Below are 17037 nucleotides of genomic sequence, written 5' to 3'. Positions count from 1 at the left end.
CTCAGGCCTTGCGCCGGGCTGGCGCGCGGCGGCGCGCCCGGAACAGCCGCGAGCGCGGGTCGAAGGCGTCGCGCACGCCGTCGGCAAACAGGTTGGCCGCCAGCACCAGCGCCACCATGAAGCCAAAGGCCGAGGCGAAGCTCCACCACACCACGGGGTCGCGGCTCATCTCGGCGCGCGCCAGGTTGATCATGCCGCCGAAGCTGTTCATCGACGGATCCACGCCCACGCCCACGTAGCTGAGCACGGCCTCATACAGCACGAGCGAGGAGAACTCCAGCACCGTGACGATGAGCATCAGGTGCGCGACGTTGGGGAACACGTGCCGAGCCAGGATGCGGCCGTGGCCGATGCCGAAGGCCGTGGCGGCCTGCACGTACTCCAGCTCGCGCAGCTTCAGCGTCTCGGCACGCAGCAGCCGCGCCAGCGTCGCCCAGCCCGTGAGGCCCAGCACCAGGCACAGCATGAACAGCTTGAGGTCGGCGCGCTCGGCACCGGTCTCGAACAGCTCCGGGTGCTGGTCGAGGAACACCTGCACCATCAGCACCAGCGCCGCGATCAGCAGCACGTTGGGCACCGAGGACAGCACGGTGTAGAGATACTGGATGGCCTCGTCCACCCAGCCACGGAAGTAGCCCGCCGCCAGGCCCAGGCCCACGGCCAGCGGCAGCGTGGCCAGCGTGGCCAGGCTGCCGATGACGAAGGCCGTGCGGATGCTCTTCAGGCACTGGTAGAGCACGTCGTTGCCGGTGAGGTCGGTGCCCAGCAGGTGGTAGGGGCCCGACAGCGCTGTGGCCGGCCCGACGAGCAGGCCCAGCACGGTCAGCGTGACGAGGGCCACGTGCCAGGGCACCGCGCCCTCGCGGCGGCGCACGGCGGCCCAGGTGGCGGCCACCGAGGCGCCGCGGGCACGCGCCAGCGCCGCCAGCAGCAGCAGCCCCGCCAAGGCCGCGCCCAGGGCGCCGCCGGCCAGCCCCCACGAGCCGCGGCGCACCAGGTCGGGCAGCCACTGTTCGGCCGGGTCGGCCAGGTGCGCGCCCCCGAACTGCAGGCGCGGCGCCACCCGCCGCACCTCGCCATCCACCACCACCGACTCCTTGGTGAAGCCCAGGTAAGACAAGGGCTTGGAGTAGGTGCTCTCGCGGCCATCAACCAGATCGGCCAGCAGCGCGTCGAGCAGCGAGCGCGTGCGCGTGTCGTAGGCCGGGACGCTGGCCTCGGCCCCTGTGGCCGGCGGCAGAAGCGGGCGGTAATGGACGCTGTCGAGCAGCGTCACGCCCACGGCCAGCACCAGCACGATGCTGCTGGCCAGGGCGCCGCCGTCGCGGAACACGCGGCCCCAGCGCTGGCGTTTCTCGGGGGTTCGGCACACGCTCCAGGCGTAGCCGGCGAGTGCCAGCACCATCAGCCAGACGGCGGCGTCGGTCCAGAGGATCACGATCTTCGGCATCGGCTTCTCGGTGGCCTCAGCTCAGCCGCACCCGGGGATCGACCCAGGTGTAGGCGATGTCGATCAGCGCGTAGGTGGCGATGTACAGCAGCGAGCCGACGAAGACCATCGTGCGCACGACGGCGAAGTCCTGCTTGCTGATGGCCTCGATGACGTAGGCGCCCAGGCCCGGCAGGCCGAAGAAGCTTTCGAACACCAGGCTGCCCAGGAAGACGTAGGGCAGGTAGCTGCCGGCCGAGGTGATGATGGGGATGAGCGCGTTGCGCAGCACGTGGCGATACAGCACCACATGCTCGGCCAGGCCCTTGGCGCGCGCGGTGCGCACGTAGTCCTTGGCCACCTCTTCGAGGAACATCGCACGGTACAGGCGCGCTTCGCCGCCCAGCCGCGCGACCAGGCTCAGCAGCACCGGCAGGAGCAGGAACTTGACCGCGCTGAGCCCCGGCGCGTAACCGCTGATCGGCGCCAGCATGAGCACGCGCGAGAACAGGAGCTGCCCGACGATGATGTAGAACAGGCTGGACACCGACAACATCAGCACGCAGGCCACCACGCCCCAGAAGTCGAGCGCGCTGCCGCGGAACATCACCAGCAGCAGCGCAAACGCGGTGCTGGCGAGCAGTTGCAGCACGAACAGCGGCAGCGCCAACTGCAGGCTCACGACCATGCGCTGCGTCACCTCGACGCCGATGTCGCCGGCACTCTCGCTGTCGGCGCGGCCGAACTGCAGCGCGAACAGCGACACCGAGCGCTCCCAGAAGATGGTTTCGGTGAACTGGCGGGTGCCGCTCGCGGCGGTGTTCAGGTACAGCGGCTTGTCGTAGCCGCGTTCGGCCTTCCACTTTTCGATGGCCTCGGCGCTGACGCGTTTGCCGCCGAGATTGAGCCGCGCCATGTCGTCGGGCGTGTTGATGGTGAAGAACAGCACGAAGGTGAGCAGGTTCACGCCCAGAAGCACGAGCGCGCCGTAGCCGATGCGGCGGAGGATGAAGCGCAGCATCGCCGGCCCTGCCCTCAGCCCAGCAGCTCGCCGCGGGCGTTGGTGCGCTCGCGGCGGCGGAACTGCGCGCGCGCCACGGCCACCAGGGCCAGCAGCGCTGCCGCGATCGCCGCCAGCGGCCACCAGGTCGGCCGGTTCCAGGCCGCCTGCGCGGCCACGCGGTCGGCCACGTCGAGCTTGAGGTAGCGGCCTTGGTCGCGGATGAGGATGGCGGGCTTGTAGTTCTTCACCCAGCGCTGGTGCGCCGCGCTCACGTAAGGGAAGTAGCCCATCGCCCAGGGCGCATCGTGCTGCGCGATGGCCACCATGCGGTCGATCACGGCCTGGCGCTGCGGGCCGTCGGGCAGCGTCTTCATCTGCGTGAACAGGCGGTCGTACTCGTCGTTCTGGTAGTTGGCGGTGTTCTCGCCGCTGTACCGGGTCTTGCCCGTGGGGCCGTACAGCAGGAAGAGGAAGTTCTCGGGATCGGGATAGTCGGCCAGCCAGCCTTGCCAGAACACCTGGTACTTGCCCTTGCGCACCTTGTCCTGGAACTGGTTGTTGTCGGTGGCACGCACCTCCAGCTGCACGCCGAGCTTGGCGAACTGGCGCACCATCCAGTCCAGCTGGGGCTTGTTGGTCGCCGTGGGCGCGGCGTAGTAGTCGTAGTTCAGCACCAGGGGGCGGCCCGTGGCGGCGTGGCGGCCGTCGGGCCAACCCGCTTCGACCATGAGCTTTCTCGCCTCCGCCAGCGGGCGGCGCACGGCGCGGCCGTCCTTCCAGGTGTGCGTGACCGGATTGACACCAGCCTCGGTGCCTTCGCGGCTGCCGAAGTTGCCCGGCGGCACCGGACCCATGGCCGCGTCGCCCGCGAGTTCGGGGAAGATGTGGCTGTACTCCTCCCAATCGATGGCGATGCTCAGGGCCTGGCGCAGCTTGCGGTTGCGTTCGCGCTGCAAGGGGCTGAGCTGGCCGGGCTCGCCGTCGCCGAGCTGGGGATCGAGCATGTTGAAGCCCAGGGTCCAGGTGCTGACGTCGGAGCCGAGGGCAAGCCGGAAGCCCTTGTCGAGGTACTCGCGCCGCACGTCCTCGCTGTCCTGCATGTCCACCCGGTAGGGCAGCCCGGTGTCGGTGCGCTCGAAGACCTCGACGTCGTAGTAGCCCTGGCGGAACTTGGCGCGCCGCGGCAGCTCTTCGCGCTCCACGGTCGACACCAGCGTGTCGATGAAGGGCGTGGGCTTGCCGCAGTCGCCAAGCAGCCCGGCCTCGCGGTCGCCGGGCATGCCCTCGCAGGGATAGGGTTCGCCGCGGTAGTGCGGGTTGCGCTTCATCACATGGCGGCGGTCTTTCTCGTGCACCACCAGCATGTAGGGGCCGGTGCCGACGGGCCAGACGTCCAGCGTCAGCCGACGCTCGGCCATGCCGGGCTGGGCATAGAAAGCATCGGCCTCCCAGGGCACGGGCGCCATGAAGGTCATCTGCATCCAGTAGCGCCACTGCGGATAGCGGCCCTTGATGCGGATGCGCAGCAGGTGCTTCTCCGGCGCCGTGGCGCCGGCCAGCGGCCAGCGACGGAAATCGAGGAAGGGTTTGTCCAGACTGGCAGGGTCCAGCCCCTGCCGCAGCCGGGCGTCTTCGGCCTTGACGAGCGCGCCGTATTCCTTGAGGCCGACCACGTACTCGGCGAAGGTGCTGAAGATGGGCGCGCTGATGCGCGTGGTGGCATGCCGCTTGATGGCGTAGACGAAGTCCTCGGCCACCAACTCCCGCGTGCCCTGGTGCTCGAAGTCCCCCGGCTTGCGACGGCTGCCCAGTTCGCCGGGCTTCATGGCGTGGTAGCGGTGGCGGCCCTGCTCGTCGATCGCAAACGCCGGGTGCGGCTGGAAGCGGATGCCGCGCTTGATGGGGACGTCGTAGACACTTTCCACCACCTGCTCGGCCGGTGCGTCGGGCGGCAGCGTCCGGCCGTCCTTGCCGATGTAGCGCGGCTCCACCACGGCCGCCGCCGCCTTGGGCACCAGCTCGAAGGGCCGCTTGAGGTAGTGGTAGCCGTACAGAGGCTCGTAGATCTGGTACGTGAAGGCCGACTCGTCGTTGTAGTAGGAGGCCGTAGGGTCCAGGTGCCGCGGCGAGTTCTGGAGGGCGGCAGAAAACAGCGTGTTGCCGCTGGAATCGGCCTCGGGCCAGGGGTTGTTGTTGCAGGCCGCTGCCAGCAGCGACAAGGCGGCGATGGCGGGTGGGCGAAGTCGGCTCAGGAACCCCATGGATCGAGAGGATTCTAGGCGCCGCACCCGCGCCCTCGGGCCTACCAGCCGATCAGGACTTCCCGCCCCTGCACCACCAGGTTGACGCGCCGGCCCACCGGCAGGCTGAGCGTGGGCCGCACGTTGCCAAAAGGCAGGCCGCCAAGCAGCGGCACCTTGAGCCCGTCGCACACCCGGCCCAGAGCGGCCCGCAGACCTTGGCCGCGGCTCGGCGAGGCCGCGCCGCGGCCGCTGAAGCTGCCCAGAAGCACGGCCCGCTGGCGCTGCAGCACGCCGGCCTGGCGCAGCTGCAGCAGGGCGCGCTCCGTCCGCTCCGGGGTCTCGTGGGTGTCTTCGAGGAACAGCACGCCGCCACGCGCGGCCCGCGCCGGCCAGTGCGGCGTGCCCAGCAGCGACAGCAGTGCCGTCAGATTGCCGCCCCAGAGCAGGCCGCGCAGGGCCAGCCCGTCGTAGCCCGGCGCAGTGCGAAAGCCCACCGCCTCGAGCGAGCCGTCCAGAGCCTCGGTGAAGCAGTCGCGCGTGACCTCGTCAACCCCGCCGTCCGCGTCGGCGCGTCCGAAGTCGTCGCAGGCCATGGGCCCGGCCCAGCTGCCGGCACCGGTGTGGGCCAGCAGTGCCAGTTGCAGCACCGTCAGCTCACCCTGCCCCACCCAGCGGGTGCCCCGCTCGACGCTGCGGGCGAGCAGCCGCCAGTCGACGGCGTCGAGCAGCCGCGTCAGGCCGTCACCCCCGCGCGTGGCCATGGCAACGTCGGGCGCAGCGGCGGCCACGCGGTGCAGTGCGGCCAGACGCTGTGCGTCGGTGCCCGCGTGGCGCTGATGGCGAGCCCGCGCGCCGGCATCCAGCTGCACCTCGAAACCGAGAGCCCGCAGCCGGCGCGCAGCGCGGGTGAGCGTCGCCGCCCGGCCCACCGCGCCTGAGGGCGACCACAACGCCAGGGTCGAGCGCATCACCCGGCCTGAACGTCGGGCGCCAGCGGCAGGCCGGGCGAGAGCGCCCGCCGCCGCGCCCGCCGCTCGGCGAAGAACCCGCGCAGCAACTCGGCGCTGGGCCCGGACAGCACGCCGCCCAGCAGCGCCGTGTGGTGGTTGAGCCGCCGCTCGGCAAACAAGTCCAGCACCGAACCCGCCGCGCCGGTTTTGGGATCGGGGGCGCCGAACACCACGCGCCTGAGGCGCGCGTGCAGCAGCGCCATCGCGCACATCGCACAGGGTTCCAGCGTCACGTAGAGCTCGCACTCCGGCAGTCGGTAGTTGCCGCAACGCCGGGCCGCCTGACGCAGCGCCACGATCTCGGCATGGGCCGTGGGGTCGTGGCTGCTGATCGGCCGGTTGTAGCCGCTGGCCACGAGCTCGTAGCCGTCGGCGCTGCGCCGCAGGATCACCGCGCCCACCGGCACCTCCCCGGCGCGCAGGCCGTCTTGCGCCTGGTCCAGCGCCAGGCGCATCGCCACGCTGTCGAACCCGTCGCCCGTCACGGTGCGGCGGCGGCACCCGGCCGGGCCTCGAAGGCACGGCGTCGGGCCAGCCGTGCCGCCTCGCGCTCGGTGCGGCGCGTGTCGGCCCAGGCCGCGGTGGCGCCCTCGTCGAACGCGGACTCCAGCGCCCGGCCAATCGCGGCGCAAGCTGCCGGCAGGGCCGCGGGCGCCACCCGCCGGTAGGCGCGGCCATAGCCGTCACGCTGCAGCCAGCCGGTGTCGCACAGCCAGCGGCGCAGCTCGACGTGGTCGGTGTCCAGGCAGCGCGCGGCGCCCGCGAGCTGGGCCTTCAGCGCGTCGTTGACGGCCCTCTCGGTGAGCTCGGTACGCGGCAGGCCGGCCCACACGAAGCCCAACGCCAGCGCGCGCTGCGGCTCGGTCAGGCCGCCGAGCGCGACGCCCTCCTTGACCACCAGCGCGGCCAGGCCGGGCACGGGTTCGTGGGCTGGGGCGAGGGCTGCGGCGGCGTTGTTCATGCCGCCAGTATGCCGCTGATGCCGCGCACCGGCGCCACCTTCTCGGGCACGCGGCGGTCTGGCTCGCGCGGCAGCCCGGGGCCTGTCTGTGGGTCCGCATGAGCCGTCCCGTGGGGCTGGCCTGGGGTTTGGGGGGCAGCGGGTGCCACAGGGGCCCGGCCCTCCCAGCCCCCAGCGTGACCAACAGCCGGGCCCGGGGGCCGGCCGCATCGTCGCCGGATCGCGTAGGCTCTCATCACCGCACACTGCAATGCCCGCCCGACGCAGCCGATGACCGGAAACACCCCCGCCCCCGCCACACGCTGGCTGCCGCCCGATGATCCCGTGCGCCAGCGCCTGCACGACGAGGCGCACGCCCGCCCGGCGGCGCGCATCCGCATGCCGGCGCTCGTGCTGTACGTGGCGGTGCGCCACGACGGCGTCGCGCGCAGCGCCCAGTGGCAGCACCTGCGCCAGCTGCCCGGCCACGACGGGCTGCCGGCCGAGGCGCTCGACGCTCAATTCCTGCGGCTGCGCCTGCCCGGCGGCTCGCTGCGCTGGGAGCGCCACACCGAGTTCACCCGGTACACGCTGTTCCAGCCGCTGCCCGAGGATCGCGGCCTGGGCAGCAGCGACCCGCCGCTGATGGACGCGCTGATCCTTGACCGCGACTGGGTGCGCGACATCCCCGGCCAGGTGCTGGTGGCCATCGAGCTGGTGATGCTGCATGCCGACGTCGCCAGCGACGACTGGCTGGTGCCGGCGCGCCAGTGGTTCGGGGGGCGGCCGGTTGCGGTGTCGCGCATGGGCCGCGATGGCCACTCGGCGGTGATGACCGACTTCCTGCTGGGCAGCGACGGCTTCGAGCGCATCCTCGTCGTGGCGCCGCCGGGCACCACCGAAACCCGCGCGGGCCGAATCTCGCAGCGCCTGCTCGAGATGGAAACCTACCGCCTGATGGCGTTGCTGGGGCTGCCCGCGGCCAAGACGCTGTTGCCCGAAGTGGCGCAGGCCGAGCAGCAGCTGTCGGCACTGACGGCGCGATTCGAGGCGCGCGAGGCTTCCGATCAGACCCTGCTCGACGAACTGGTGCTGCTGGCGGCGCGACTGGAGCGCGCCACGGCCGAATATGCCTTCCGCTTCGACGCCACCCGCGCCTACGACGCACTGATGCAGCAGCGCCTGGCCGAGCTGCGCGAGGCCTACCTGCACGGCCAGCAGACGCTGGGCGAGTTTCTGCAGCGCCGGCAGGCCCCGGCGGTGGCCACCGTGGCGGCCTCGGCGCAGCGCCTGGCCTCGCTGGCCACGCGGGTGGAGCGCGCCAGCGGCTTGCTGCGCACGCGCGTGGACATCGCCACCGAGACCCAGAACCAGCAGCTGCTGGCCCGCCTGGCCCAGGGCCAGGCGCTGCAGCTGCGGCTGCAGGCCACCGTGGAGGGGCTGTCGATCGCGGCCATCTCGTATTACGTGGTGAGCCTGCTGCTGTACGGCGCCAAAGGCGCCAAGGCGGCGGGTCTCCCGCTCAACCCCGAGGTGGCGGTGGGTGCGCTGCTGCCGCTGGTGGTGTTCGGCGTGTGGCGCAGCACGCGCAGCATCCACGACCGGCTGGGGCGGCGTGCGGGCATGGAAACCGACAAGCCCTGAGTCGCGGCCTGATGGAGACTCTGGCCCTCGCGGCGCTGGGATCGGTGGCCGGCCTGCTGATGGCGCTCACCGGCGCCGGCGGCGGCGCCCTGGGCGTGCCGCTGCTGGTGCTCGTGATGCAGCTGTCGGTTCAGCAGGCTTCGGCGATGTCCCTCGTGGCGGTGGGTCTGGCGGGCGGAGTCGGCGCCCTGCTGGGCCTGCGCGACCGGCTGCTGCGCTACCGGGCGGCGCTCATGCTGGGCGCTGCGGGCATGTTGGTGGCACCGCTGGGCGTGGCGCTGGCGCAGCGGCTGACCCAGCCGGTGCTGCTGGGCGTGTTTGCGGCCTTCATGCTGTTCACCGCCAAGCGCATGTGGCACCGTGCCGACCCCGACGCCGCCGGCAGCGCCCCGCGGCCGTCGCAGCCCGCCTGCGTGCGCCCCGACGGCGAGCTGCGCCTGCGCTGGACGCCGCGCTGCGCCTGGGTGCTGGGCCGGGTGGGCGCGCTGGCCGGTGCGCTGAGCGGCCTGCTTGGCATCGGCGGCGGCTTCGTCATCGTGCCGGCGCTGGACCGCCACACCAACCTGGACCTGCGCAGCATCCAGGTCACCTCGCTGGGTGTGATCGCGCTGGTGGCGCTTTCGGGCGTCGCCGCGGCAGCTGCCCAAGGGCAGCTGGCGCTGGCCGACGCGCTGCCTTTTGCAGCGGGCAGCGTGACCGGGCTGCTGCTCGGCCGGCGACTGGCGCCACGCTTCAGCGCCGCGCGGCTGCGCCGCGGTTTTGCAGTGCTGGCGGTGCTCGTGGCCCTGCTCGTGCTGGCCCGGGCGCTGCGAGGGTGAGAGCTGGTCCAACCACCCCAGCCCAGCCCGTGTTGATGCCCTCAGCCCTGATCTCGCCAGCTCGCTCGTCGACCCGAGCGCCCGCCATGCCCGGCAGAAGATGACAGCCGTCCCCGCGATCCTCGACATCGAAGCCTCGGGCTTCGGCGCCCGCAGCTATCCCATCGAGATCGGCTATGTGCTCGGCGACGGCCGTGCCCGCTGCACCCTGGTGCGGCCGGCTCCACACTGGACGCACTGGGACACCAGGGCCGAGCGCGTGCACGGCATCGCGCGCTCCACGCTGCTGCAGCATGGCCGCGCCATCACCGAGGTGGCCGATCTGTTGAACGCCGAACTCGCCGGCCAGACCGTGTACTGCGATGGCTGGGCGCATGACTACCCCTGGCTCGCGCTGCTGTTCGACGAAGCGGATCGCCCGCTGCGCTTTCGGCTCGAGTCGGTCACCACCTTGCTGGACGAGCCGCGTCTGGCGCGGCTGGACGCGATGCGCCGCGCCGCCGTGGCCGAACTCGGGCTGGTGCGCCACCGCGCCAGCAACGACGCGCGCGCGCTGCAGCTGGCCATCAGCCGCGTCTGAACCGCGAGAAAAGGATTCTCAGAGCCTGCGAAGATATGGAACGCGGGCGCGCATGATGTCGTCACAGGCTCTCAGGCCGCCGGCTTCGCCAGCTCGGCCTCCTGCAGCAGCCGCCACATGACCTTGCCGCTGCCGCTCTTGGGCAGCGCGTCGGCGAACGCCACCTGGCGCGGCACCTTGTAGGCCGCCATGTGCTCGCGCGCCCAGGCGATGATGTCCTCGGGCTGTGCCTGCCCGCGGTGCTCGGCCCGCAGCACCACCACGGCCTTCACCGATTCGCCGCGGTAGGCATCGCGCGCGGCAATCACGCAGGCCTCCTGCACAAGCGGGCACTTGAACAGCATCAGCTCCACCTCGCTGGGCCAGACCTTGTAGCCGCTGGCGTTGATCATGCGCTTCAGGCGGTCGGTGATGAAGAAATAGCCCTCCTCGTCTCGGCGGCCGAGATCGCCGGTGCGGAAGAACCGCTTGCCGTCGATCTCGATAAAGGCCGCGGCCGTGGCCTCGGGGTGGCCCCAGTAGCCCGTGAAGACCATGGGCCCGTGCGTGACGATCTCGCCCGCCTCGCCCGCCGGCAGCTCCGCAAAGCTGGCGGGATCAACGACGCGGCTGTCGACGCCGAAGATCGGCATGCCCAGGCATTGCAACTTGGCGCGCTCGGGCGGGTTGGCGTGGCTGGGCGCAGCGGTCTCGGTGAGGCCGTAGCCCTCGGCGAAGGTGATGCCGAACTCGGCCTGCAGCCGCTCGGCCACCGCCTGGGGCATGGCCGCGCCGCCTCCCGACAGATAGCGCAGGCTGCTCAGGTCGAAGCTGCGGTAGTGGGGGCTGCCGAACAGATCGATGATCATGGTCGGGATGCAGGTCCAGTGGCTCACCCGGTGGCGGCTGATCAGCCGGCCGGCGAGCTCTCGGTCCCAGCGCGGCATGATGACCACCGTGCTGCCCGCGTAAACCGGCGAGATCACGCCGTACAGCATGCCGGTGATGTGGAACATGGGCACCACGCCCAGGCTCACCGTCTCGGCACTGGCATGGCCCCACAGGCTGCCGCCGATGGCGTTCGGCATGAGCGTGCGGTGGCTGTGCATGCAGCCCTTGGGCAGGCCGGTGGTGCCCGAGGTGTAGGGCAGCAGCGCCAGGTCGTCGGGCTGCGCCTGCGGCGGGCCCGGGCGGTGCCGGGCGTCCAGGGCTTCGGCCCAGCGCGTGGTGCCGGCGGGCAGCGGCGGGTCGGCGCGCAGCCAGGCGAGCAGGGCCTCGGACGGCGTCTCGCCCTCCGGCAGCACCTCGGGCATGGCATCGCACAGGCGCGTGGCCACGGTGTGGCGCAGGCGCTGGTCTGCAGGCAGCCGCGCGTCGGCCTCGGCCAGCGCGGCAGCGAGGTCGGCGCTGGTGATGGCCACGCGGGCCTGCGGGTCGGCAATGCAGTGGCCCAGCTCGTCGGCCTTGTTCATGGGGTTCACCGGCACCACCACCGCATCCGCGCGCTGGACGGCATAGAAGGCGACGAGAAACTGCGGGCAGTTCTGCAGGAGCAGCAGCACGCGGTCGCCGCGCTGCACGCCGTGGGCCTGGAGCCAGCCGGCCAGCGCCTCGGCCTGCGCGTGCAGCTCGCGGTAGCTGAGTGAGCGGCCGAAGAACACGCAGGCCGCCTTGTCGGGATAGCGGCGCGCGCTGACCTCGAGGTTGAACCACAGCGTCGTTTCGGGAACCACCAGCTCGCGCGGCAGCCGCGCGGGCCAGCAGGGTTTGCGGGGATCCCCGGCCGCGGGCTGCGAGGCGGTGTGGGTGGCGGGGTCTGGGTTGGCTGGTGTCATGGCATGGGTGTACCGGTTCCCCGCGACGGCGTCATCGTGCCTTTCCCGCAAGTGCAGTCGCTCTCGCGGCGGGCGCAGGCGAAAATCTCAAGCCATGGCCCGTGCACCGTCCCCCGCCGCACCCCGCAGCCCAAGGCGGGGGCCCCTGCCCTGGGTGCTGCTGCTGGCCACGCTGTGCGGCCTGGCCCTGCCCGCACAGGCTTTCGACCTGCAAGGCCACCGCGGCGCCCGCGCCGTGGCGCCCGAGAACACGCTGGCCGGCTTCCGTGCTGCGCAGGCGGCCGGCGCGAGCACCTGGGAGCTGGACACCGGCCTGACGCGCGATGGCGTCGTGGTGGTGATGCACGACCGGCGCCTGAACCCCGACACCACGCGCGGCCCCGACGGCGCCTGGATCGCGGCGCCCGGGCCCACGCTGGCCTCCATGACGCTCGCCGAGCTGCGGGCCTACGACGTCGGCCGGCTGCGCCCGGGCTCGCGCTACGCCGGCTTGTGGCCGGCCCAGCGGGCCGTGGACGGCGAACGCGTGCCGACGCTGGACGCCGTGTTCGAGCTCGCGCGCCGCGAAGCGCCCGCTTCGCTGCGCTTCAACATCGAGACCAAACTGTCGCCGCTGGCGCCGGACGAGACCGCCTCGCCCGAGGCCATGGTCGACGCGCTGCTGGCCGTGATCGACCGCCACGGCCTGCGCGACCGCGTCACCGTGCAGAGCTTCGACTGGCGCACGCTCGCCCTCGTGCGGCGGCGGGCGCCGGGCGTGGCCACCGCGGCGTTGAGCGCGCAAAGGCCCGACTTCGACACCGTCGCCAGCGGCGCCTGGACGGCGGGCCTGGACCTGGCGGCCCACGGTGGCTCGGTGCCGCGCCTGGTGCAGTCGCTCGGCGCACCGATCTGGTCGCCGAACTTTCGCGACCTCACGCCGGAGCGTCTGGCCGAGGCGCGGGCGCTGGGCCTGCGCGTGATCCCCTGGACGGTCAACGACCCGGCCGACATCGAGCGGCTGATGGCTTGGGGCGTGGACGGCCTGATCAGCGATGACCCGGCGTTGGTGTTGCGGGTTCTGAAGAGCCGATGAGCAGCGAGCCCCTGACGCGACTGCGCCTGGACAAGTGGCTGTGGGCGGCGCGCCTGTGCAAGACGCGGGCGCTGGCCGCCGACGAAATCGACAAAGGCCGCGTGCGCGTCAACGAGCAGCCTGTGAAGCCGGCGCGCGAGTTGAAGGTCGGCGATCGGGTCGAGTTGCGCCAGGGCGTGGTGTTGCGCACCTTGGTTGTGCGGGGCCTCTCGGTCATGCGCGGCCCGGCCCCTGTGGCGCAGGCGCTGTACCAGGAGACGCCTGAGAGTGTGGCCGCGCGCGAGGCCGCCGCCGAGAGGCGCCGCCTCGCGCCCGAGCCGGCCCGCACCCTCGGACAGGGCCGCCCGACCAAGCGCGACCGCCGGCAACTGGCCGACTGGAACCGCTGGAGCGCCTGCCTCGACGAAGAGTCCCGGTGATGACTTTGTCCCGGATGGGGTCTTGAAACGACGCGGGCCGCCCTCACGAACAGAGCGTCCGTGTTTCGACCCTCACCATGACCGCACCCGACCCCCAGACCGCCCCCGAGGCGGCAGCGCCCGCCGACCAGCCCGCGGCGGACACGCCGCCCAGCCTGGAAGCCCAGCTCGCCGAGCTGCAGGCCCGGCACGCCGAGGTGGCCGACGCCTACCTGCGTGCCAAGGCCGAGGCCGAGAACACCCGCCGTCGCGCCGAGGAAGAGATGGCCAAGGCGCGCAAGTTCGCCGTCGAGGCCTTCGCAGAGAGCCTGCTGCCGGTGGCCGACAGCCTGGCCGCCGCGATTGCACTGCCCAATGCCACGAACGAGCAGCTGATCGAGGGGACGCACGCCACCCTGCGCCAGCTCACCACGGCGCTCGAGAAGAACAGGGTGAGCGCCATCGCCCCCGCCGCCGGCACCCGGTTTGACCCGCACCAGCACCAGGCCATCAGCGTGGTGCCGGCCGACCAGGAGCCGGGCACCGTGGTGGCCGTTCTCCAGAAGGGCTACCTCATCGCCGAGCGCGTGCTGCGCCCGGCCCTCGTGACGGTGGCCGCCGCCAAGCCTTGAATCGACGGAAGTTATCCACAACTTCCGCTCAACCGCATTCCCGAATCAGGAGAACAACCCCATGGGCAAGATCATCGGCATCGACCTCGGCACCACCAATTCGTGCGTGGCCGTGATGGAGGGCAACACCACCAAGGTCATCGAAAACAGCGAGGGGGCGCGCACGACGCCGTCCATCATCGCCTACCAGGACGACGGCGAGATCCTCGTCGGCGCCAGCGCCAAGCGCCAGAGCGTCACCAACCCCAAGAACACGCTGTACGCGGTGAAGCGCCTGATCGGCCGCAAGTTCACCGAGAAGGAAGTGCAGAAGGACATCGACCTGATGCCCTACACCATCGCCGCCGCCGACAACGGCGACGCCTGGGTGGAGGTGCGCGGCAAGAAGCTCGCGCCGCCCCAGGTGAGCGCCGAGGTGCTGCGCAAGATGAAGAAGACGGCCGAGGACTACCTCGGCGAAGAAGTGACCGAGGCTGTCATCACGGTGCCGGCCTACTTCAACGACAGCCAGCGTCAGGCCACCAAGGACGCCGGCCGCATCGCCGGCCTTGATGTGAAACGCATCATCAACGAGCCCACCGCCGCAGCGCTGGCCTTCGGCCTGGACAAGCACGGCAAGGGCGACCGCAAGATCGCCGTGTTCGACCTGGGCGGCGGCACCTTCGACGTCAGCATCATCGAGATCGCCGACGTGGACGGCGAGAAGCAGTTCGAAGTGCTGTCGACCAACGGCGACACCTTCCTGGGCGGCGAGGACTTTGATCAACGCATCATCGACTACATCGTCACCGAGTTCAAAAAGGAACAGGGCGTCGATCTGACGAAGGACGTGCTGGCCCTGCAGCGCCTGAAGGAAGCCGCCGAGAAGGCCAAGATCGAGCTCTCCAACAGCACGCAGACCGACGTCAACCTGCCCTACATCACGGCCGATGCCTCGGGCCCGAAGCACCTGAACATCAAGCTCACGCGCGCCAAGCTCGAGAGCCTGGTGGAGGAGCTCATCGAGCGCACGATCGAGCCCTGCCGCATCGCCATCAAGGACGCGGGCGTCAAGACGAGCGAGATCGACGACGTCATCCTGGTCGGCGGCATGACGCGCATGCCCAAGGTGCAGGAGAAGGTCAAGGAGTTCTTCGGCAAGGAGCCGCGCAAGGACGTCAACCCCGACGAGGCCGTGGCCGTGGGCGCCGCGATCCAGGGCCAGGTGCTGGGCGGTGAGCGCAAGGACGTGCTGCTGCTCGACGTGACCCCGCTGAGCCTGGGCATCGAGACGCTCGGCGGCGTGATGACCAAGATGATCAAGAAGAACACCACGATCCCGACCAAGTTCAGCCAGGTGTTCAGCACCGCCGACGACAACCAGCCGGCGGTCACGATCAAGGTCTTCCAGGGCGAGCGGGAGATGGCCACGGGCAACAAGAGCCTCGGGGAGTTCAACCTCGAGGGCATTCCGCCGGCGCCGCGCGGCCTGCCGCAGATCGAGGTCAGCTTCGACATCGACGCCAACGGCATCCTGCACGTCGGTGCCAAGGACAAGGGCACCGGCAAGGAGAACAAGATCACCATCAAGGCGAACTCGGGCCTGAACGAGGCCGAGATCGAGAAGATGGTGAAGGATGCCGAGATCAACGCCGCCGAGGACAAGAAGAAGCTCGAGCTCGTGCAGGCCCGCAACCAGGCCGACGCGATGCTGCACTCGGTGAAAAAGAGCCTGGCCGAGCATGGCGACAAGCTCGACCCGGCCGAGAAGGACAAGATCGAGGCGGCGATCAAGGACGTCGACGAGGCGCTGAAGGGCGACGACCAGGCCACGATCGAGGCCAAGACCGAGGCCCTGATGACGGCCAGCCAGAAGCTGGGCGAGAAGATGTACGCCGACGCCCAGGCCGCGGCCGGCGCCGCGGATGCACCGGGTGGTCCGGGCGCCGCGCCGGGCGGCGAGCCGCCCAAAGCCTCGCGGCCGGCAGACGACGTGGTCGACGCCGACTTTAGGGAGGTCAAGAAGTGACGAGGCCCGGCGGCACCCCGCCACGCATGCTCTGATCGGAGGGCCGGCTCTGCCGGCCCTTGCCGTTTTCCTGTTTGCCCGTTGATCTGCACCTGAACACCGTCATGGCCAAGCGCGACTACTACGACGTTCTGGGCGTGCCCAAGAACGCCACCGACGACGACATCAAGAAGGCCTATCGCAAGCTGGCGATGAAGCACCACCCCGACCGCAACCAGGGCGACGGGGCCAAGGCCGCCGAGGAGAAGTTCAAGGAGGCCAAGGAGGCCTACGAGATCCTCTCCGACCCCCAGAAGAAGGCCGCCTACGACCAGTACGGGCATGCCGGCGTCGATCCCAACATGGGCGGCGGCCGTGGCGGCCCGGGACCCGAAGGCTTTGGCGGCTTCGCCGAAGCCTTCGGCGACATCTTCGGCGACATCTTCGGCGGCGCCGGTGGTCGGCGGGGCGGCGCCAGTGGCGCCGGGGGCCAGCAGGTCTACCGCGGCAACGACCTGAGCTACGCGATGGAGATCACGCTGGAGGACGCCGCCTTCGGCAAGGACACCCAGATCCGCGTGCCCACCTGGGACGGCTGCGACACCTGCCATGGCACAGGCGCCAAACCGGGCACCAGCGCCAAGACCTGCCCCAGCTGCAACGGCAGCGGCACGGTGCACCTGCGCCAGGGTTTCTTCAGCATCCAGCAAACCTGCCCGCACTGCCACGGCAGCGGCAAGATCATCCCGGATCCCTGCGCCACCTGCAACGGTGCCGGCAAGATCAAGAAGCAGAAGACGCTGGAGGTGAAGATCCCCGCCGGCATCAACGAAGGCATGCGCATCCGCTCGGCCGGCAACGGCGAGCCCGGCCACAACGGCGGCCCCGCGGGAGACCTCTACATCGAGATCCGGGTCAAGCAGCACGAGATCTTCGAGCGCGATGGCGACGACCTCCACTGCACGGTGCCGGTCGGCCTGGCAACCGCCGCGCTGGGCGGCACGATCGAGGTGCCCACCTTGGGCAACAAGGCCGAGATCGAGTTGCCGGAGGGCACCCAGCACGGCAAGACCTTCCGCCTGCGCGGCAAGGGCATCAAGGGCCTGCGCTCAAGTTACCCGGGCGACCTTTACTGCCACGTGGCCGTGGAGACGCCCGTCAAGCTCAGCGAGCACCAGCGCAAGCTGCTCAGGGAGCTCGACGAGAGCTTCAAGAAGGGCGGCGAGCGCCACTCGCCCAACGCCAAGAGCTGGACCGACCGCGTCAAGGACGTGTTCAAGTAAGCCGGCTGCGGCGCCGATAGCCTGAGCGTCGCCACTGTGCGTCCTCAAGTGGGCGCTCAAGCCCGTGAGCTCATCGGTCCACCTTCATTGCCGCCCATCGGCCGCCGTCCGTTGCTGGCTGCTGTGATGGATCGCGACATCCACAAGGCCCGCGCCCACCCGAGTGGAGCCGCAGGAAACG

The 17037-nt window shown here is 70.9% G+C and carries 15 protein-coding genes; 8 read left to right on the top strand and 7 right to left on the bottom strand.

The features are described 5' to 3' along the window. Position 1: 1 nt before the first annotated feature. Genes KA711_17310 through KA711_17285 form a run of 6 tightly spaced genes read right to left on the bottom strand, consistent with a single transcriptional unit; the run spans position 2 to position 6646 of the window. Positions 2-1450 (bottom strand): ABC transporter permease, encoded by a 1449-nt coding sequence (locus KA711_17310; GenBank protein ID MCM0610725.1) that lies wholly within the window; start codon positions 1448-1450, stop codon positions 2-4. 16 nt (positions 1451-1466) lie between these two features. Further along, on the bottom strand, positions 1467-2450 hold the full coding sequence (locus KA711_17305; GenBank protein MCM0610724.1) for an ABC transporter permease: 984 nt from the start codon (positions 2448-2450) through the stop codon (positions 1467-1469). A gap of 14 nt (positions 2451-2464) precedes the next feature. Continuing rightward, on the bottom strand, positions 2465-4693 hold the full coding sequence (locus KA711_17300) for an ABC transporter substrate-binding protein (GenBank protein ID MCM0610723.1): 2229 nt from the start codon (positions 4691-4693) through the stop codon (positions 2465-2467). A gap of 41 nt (positions 4694-4734) precedes the next feature. Next, on the bottom strand, positions 4735-5643 hold the full coding sequence (locus KA711_17295) for an LD-carboxypeptidase (GenBank protein ID MCM0610722.1): 909 nt from the start codon (positions 5641-5643) through the stop codon (positions 4735-4737). After that, positions 5643-6140 (bottom strand): tRNA adenosine(34) deaminase TadA, encoded by a 498-nt coding sequence (gene tadA, locus KA711_17290; GenBank protein ID MCM0610721.1) that lies wholly within the window; start codon positions 6138-6140, stop codon positions 5643-5645. Before tadA ends, KA711_17295 begins: the two co-directional genes overlap by 1 nt. A 26-nt stretch (positions 6141-6166) precedes the next feature. Then, entirely contained in the window at positions 6167-6646 is a 480-nt protein-coding gene (locus KA711_17285; protein ID MCM0610720.1) for a DUF2087 domain-containing protein, read from the bottom strand. Positions 6647-6916: 270 nt separating this feature from the next. On the opposite strand from KA711_17285, the gene KA711_17280 reads away from it, so the two are divergent. The 3 genes from KA711_17280 (at position 6917) to KA711_17270 (ending at position 9667) form a co-directional block, all read left to right on the top strand. Continuing rightward, a complete protein-coding gene (locus tag KA711_17280) occupies positions 6917-8269 on the top strand; it encodes a DUF3422 domain-containing protein (GenBank protein ID MCM0610719.1) in 1353 nt (450 codons plus the stop codon). 11 nt (positions 8270-8280) lie between these two features. Then, positions 8281-9087, top strand: a complete 807-nt coding sequence (locus KA711_17275) for a sulfite exporter TauE/SafE family protein (protein ID MCM0610718.1) — start codon at positions 8281-8283, stop codon at positions 9085-9087. Between the two features lie 100 nt (positions 9088-9187). After that, positions 9188-9667 carry a hypothetical protein gene (locus KA711_17270; GenBank protein ID MCM0610717.1) on the top strand — a complete coding sequence of 160 codons (480 nt, stop codon included), beginning with the start codon at positions 9188-9190 and terminating at the stop codon, positions 9665-9667. A 71-nt stretch (positions 9668-9738) separates the two neighbouring features. Here KA711_17270 and KA711_17265 read toward each other — a convergent pair whose 3' ends face one another. Then, the gene (locus tag KA711_17265; protein ID MCM0610716.1) at positions 9739-11481 is read right to left on the bottom strand and encodes a long-chain fatty acid--CoA ligase; all 1743 of its coding nucleotides are present in this window, start codon (positions 11479-11481) and stop codon (positions 9739-9741) included. Positions 11482-11575: 94 nt separating this feature from the next. Between KA711_17265 and KA711_17260 the strand changes: the two genes are divergently transcribed. From KA711_17260 to dnaJ, 5 genes are all read left to right on the top strand, one after another. Then, on the top strand, positions 11576-12556 hold the full coding sequence (locus tag KA711_17260; GenBank protein MCM0610715.1) for a glycerophosphodiester phosphodiesterase: 981 nt from the start codon (positions 11576-11578) through the stop codon (positions 12554-12556). Next, a complete protein-coding gene (locus tag KA711_17255; protein ID MCM0610714.1) occupies positions 12553-12975 on the top strand; it encodes an RNA-binding S4 domain-containing protein in 423 nt (140 codons plus the stop codon). The genes KA711_17260 and KA711_17255 overlap by 4 nt, the downstream gene beginning before the upstream one ends. Positions 12976-13052: 77 nt before the next feature. Further along, positions 13053-13586, top strand: coding sequence for a nucleotide exchange factor GrpE (gene grpE, locus KA711_17250; GenBank protein MCM0610713.1), 534 nt, complete (start codon positions 13053-13055; stop codon positions 13584-13586). Positions 13587-13647: 61 nt separating this feature from the next. Beyond that, complete coding sequence (dnaK, locus tag KA711_17245) at positions 13648-15594, top strand: molecular chaperone DnaK (protein ID MCM0610712.1); 1947 nt, start codon at positions 13648-13650, stop codon at positions 15592-15594. A 104-nt stretch (positions 15595-15698) separates the two neighbouring features. Beyond that, positions 15699-16856: a molecular chaperone DnaJ gene (dnaJ, locus tag KA711_17240; GenBank protein ID MCM0610711.1), complete on the top strand. Its 1158-nt coding sequence runs from the start codon at positions 15699-15701 to the stop codon at positions 16854-16856. Positions 16857-17037: the final 181 nt, after the last annotated feature.

The organism is Ideonella sp. WA131b, from assembly GCA_023657425.1.
Taxonomy (GTDB): domain Bacteria; phylum Pseudomonadota; class Gammaproteobacteria; order Burkholderiales; family Burkholderiaceae_C; genus Rubrivivax.
Note: the sequence above shows the minus strand (reverse complement) of the source record. Positions and strands in the feature narration are given on the sequence as shown.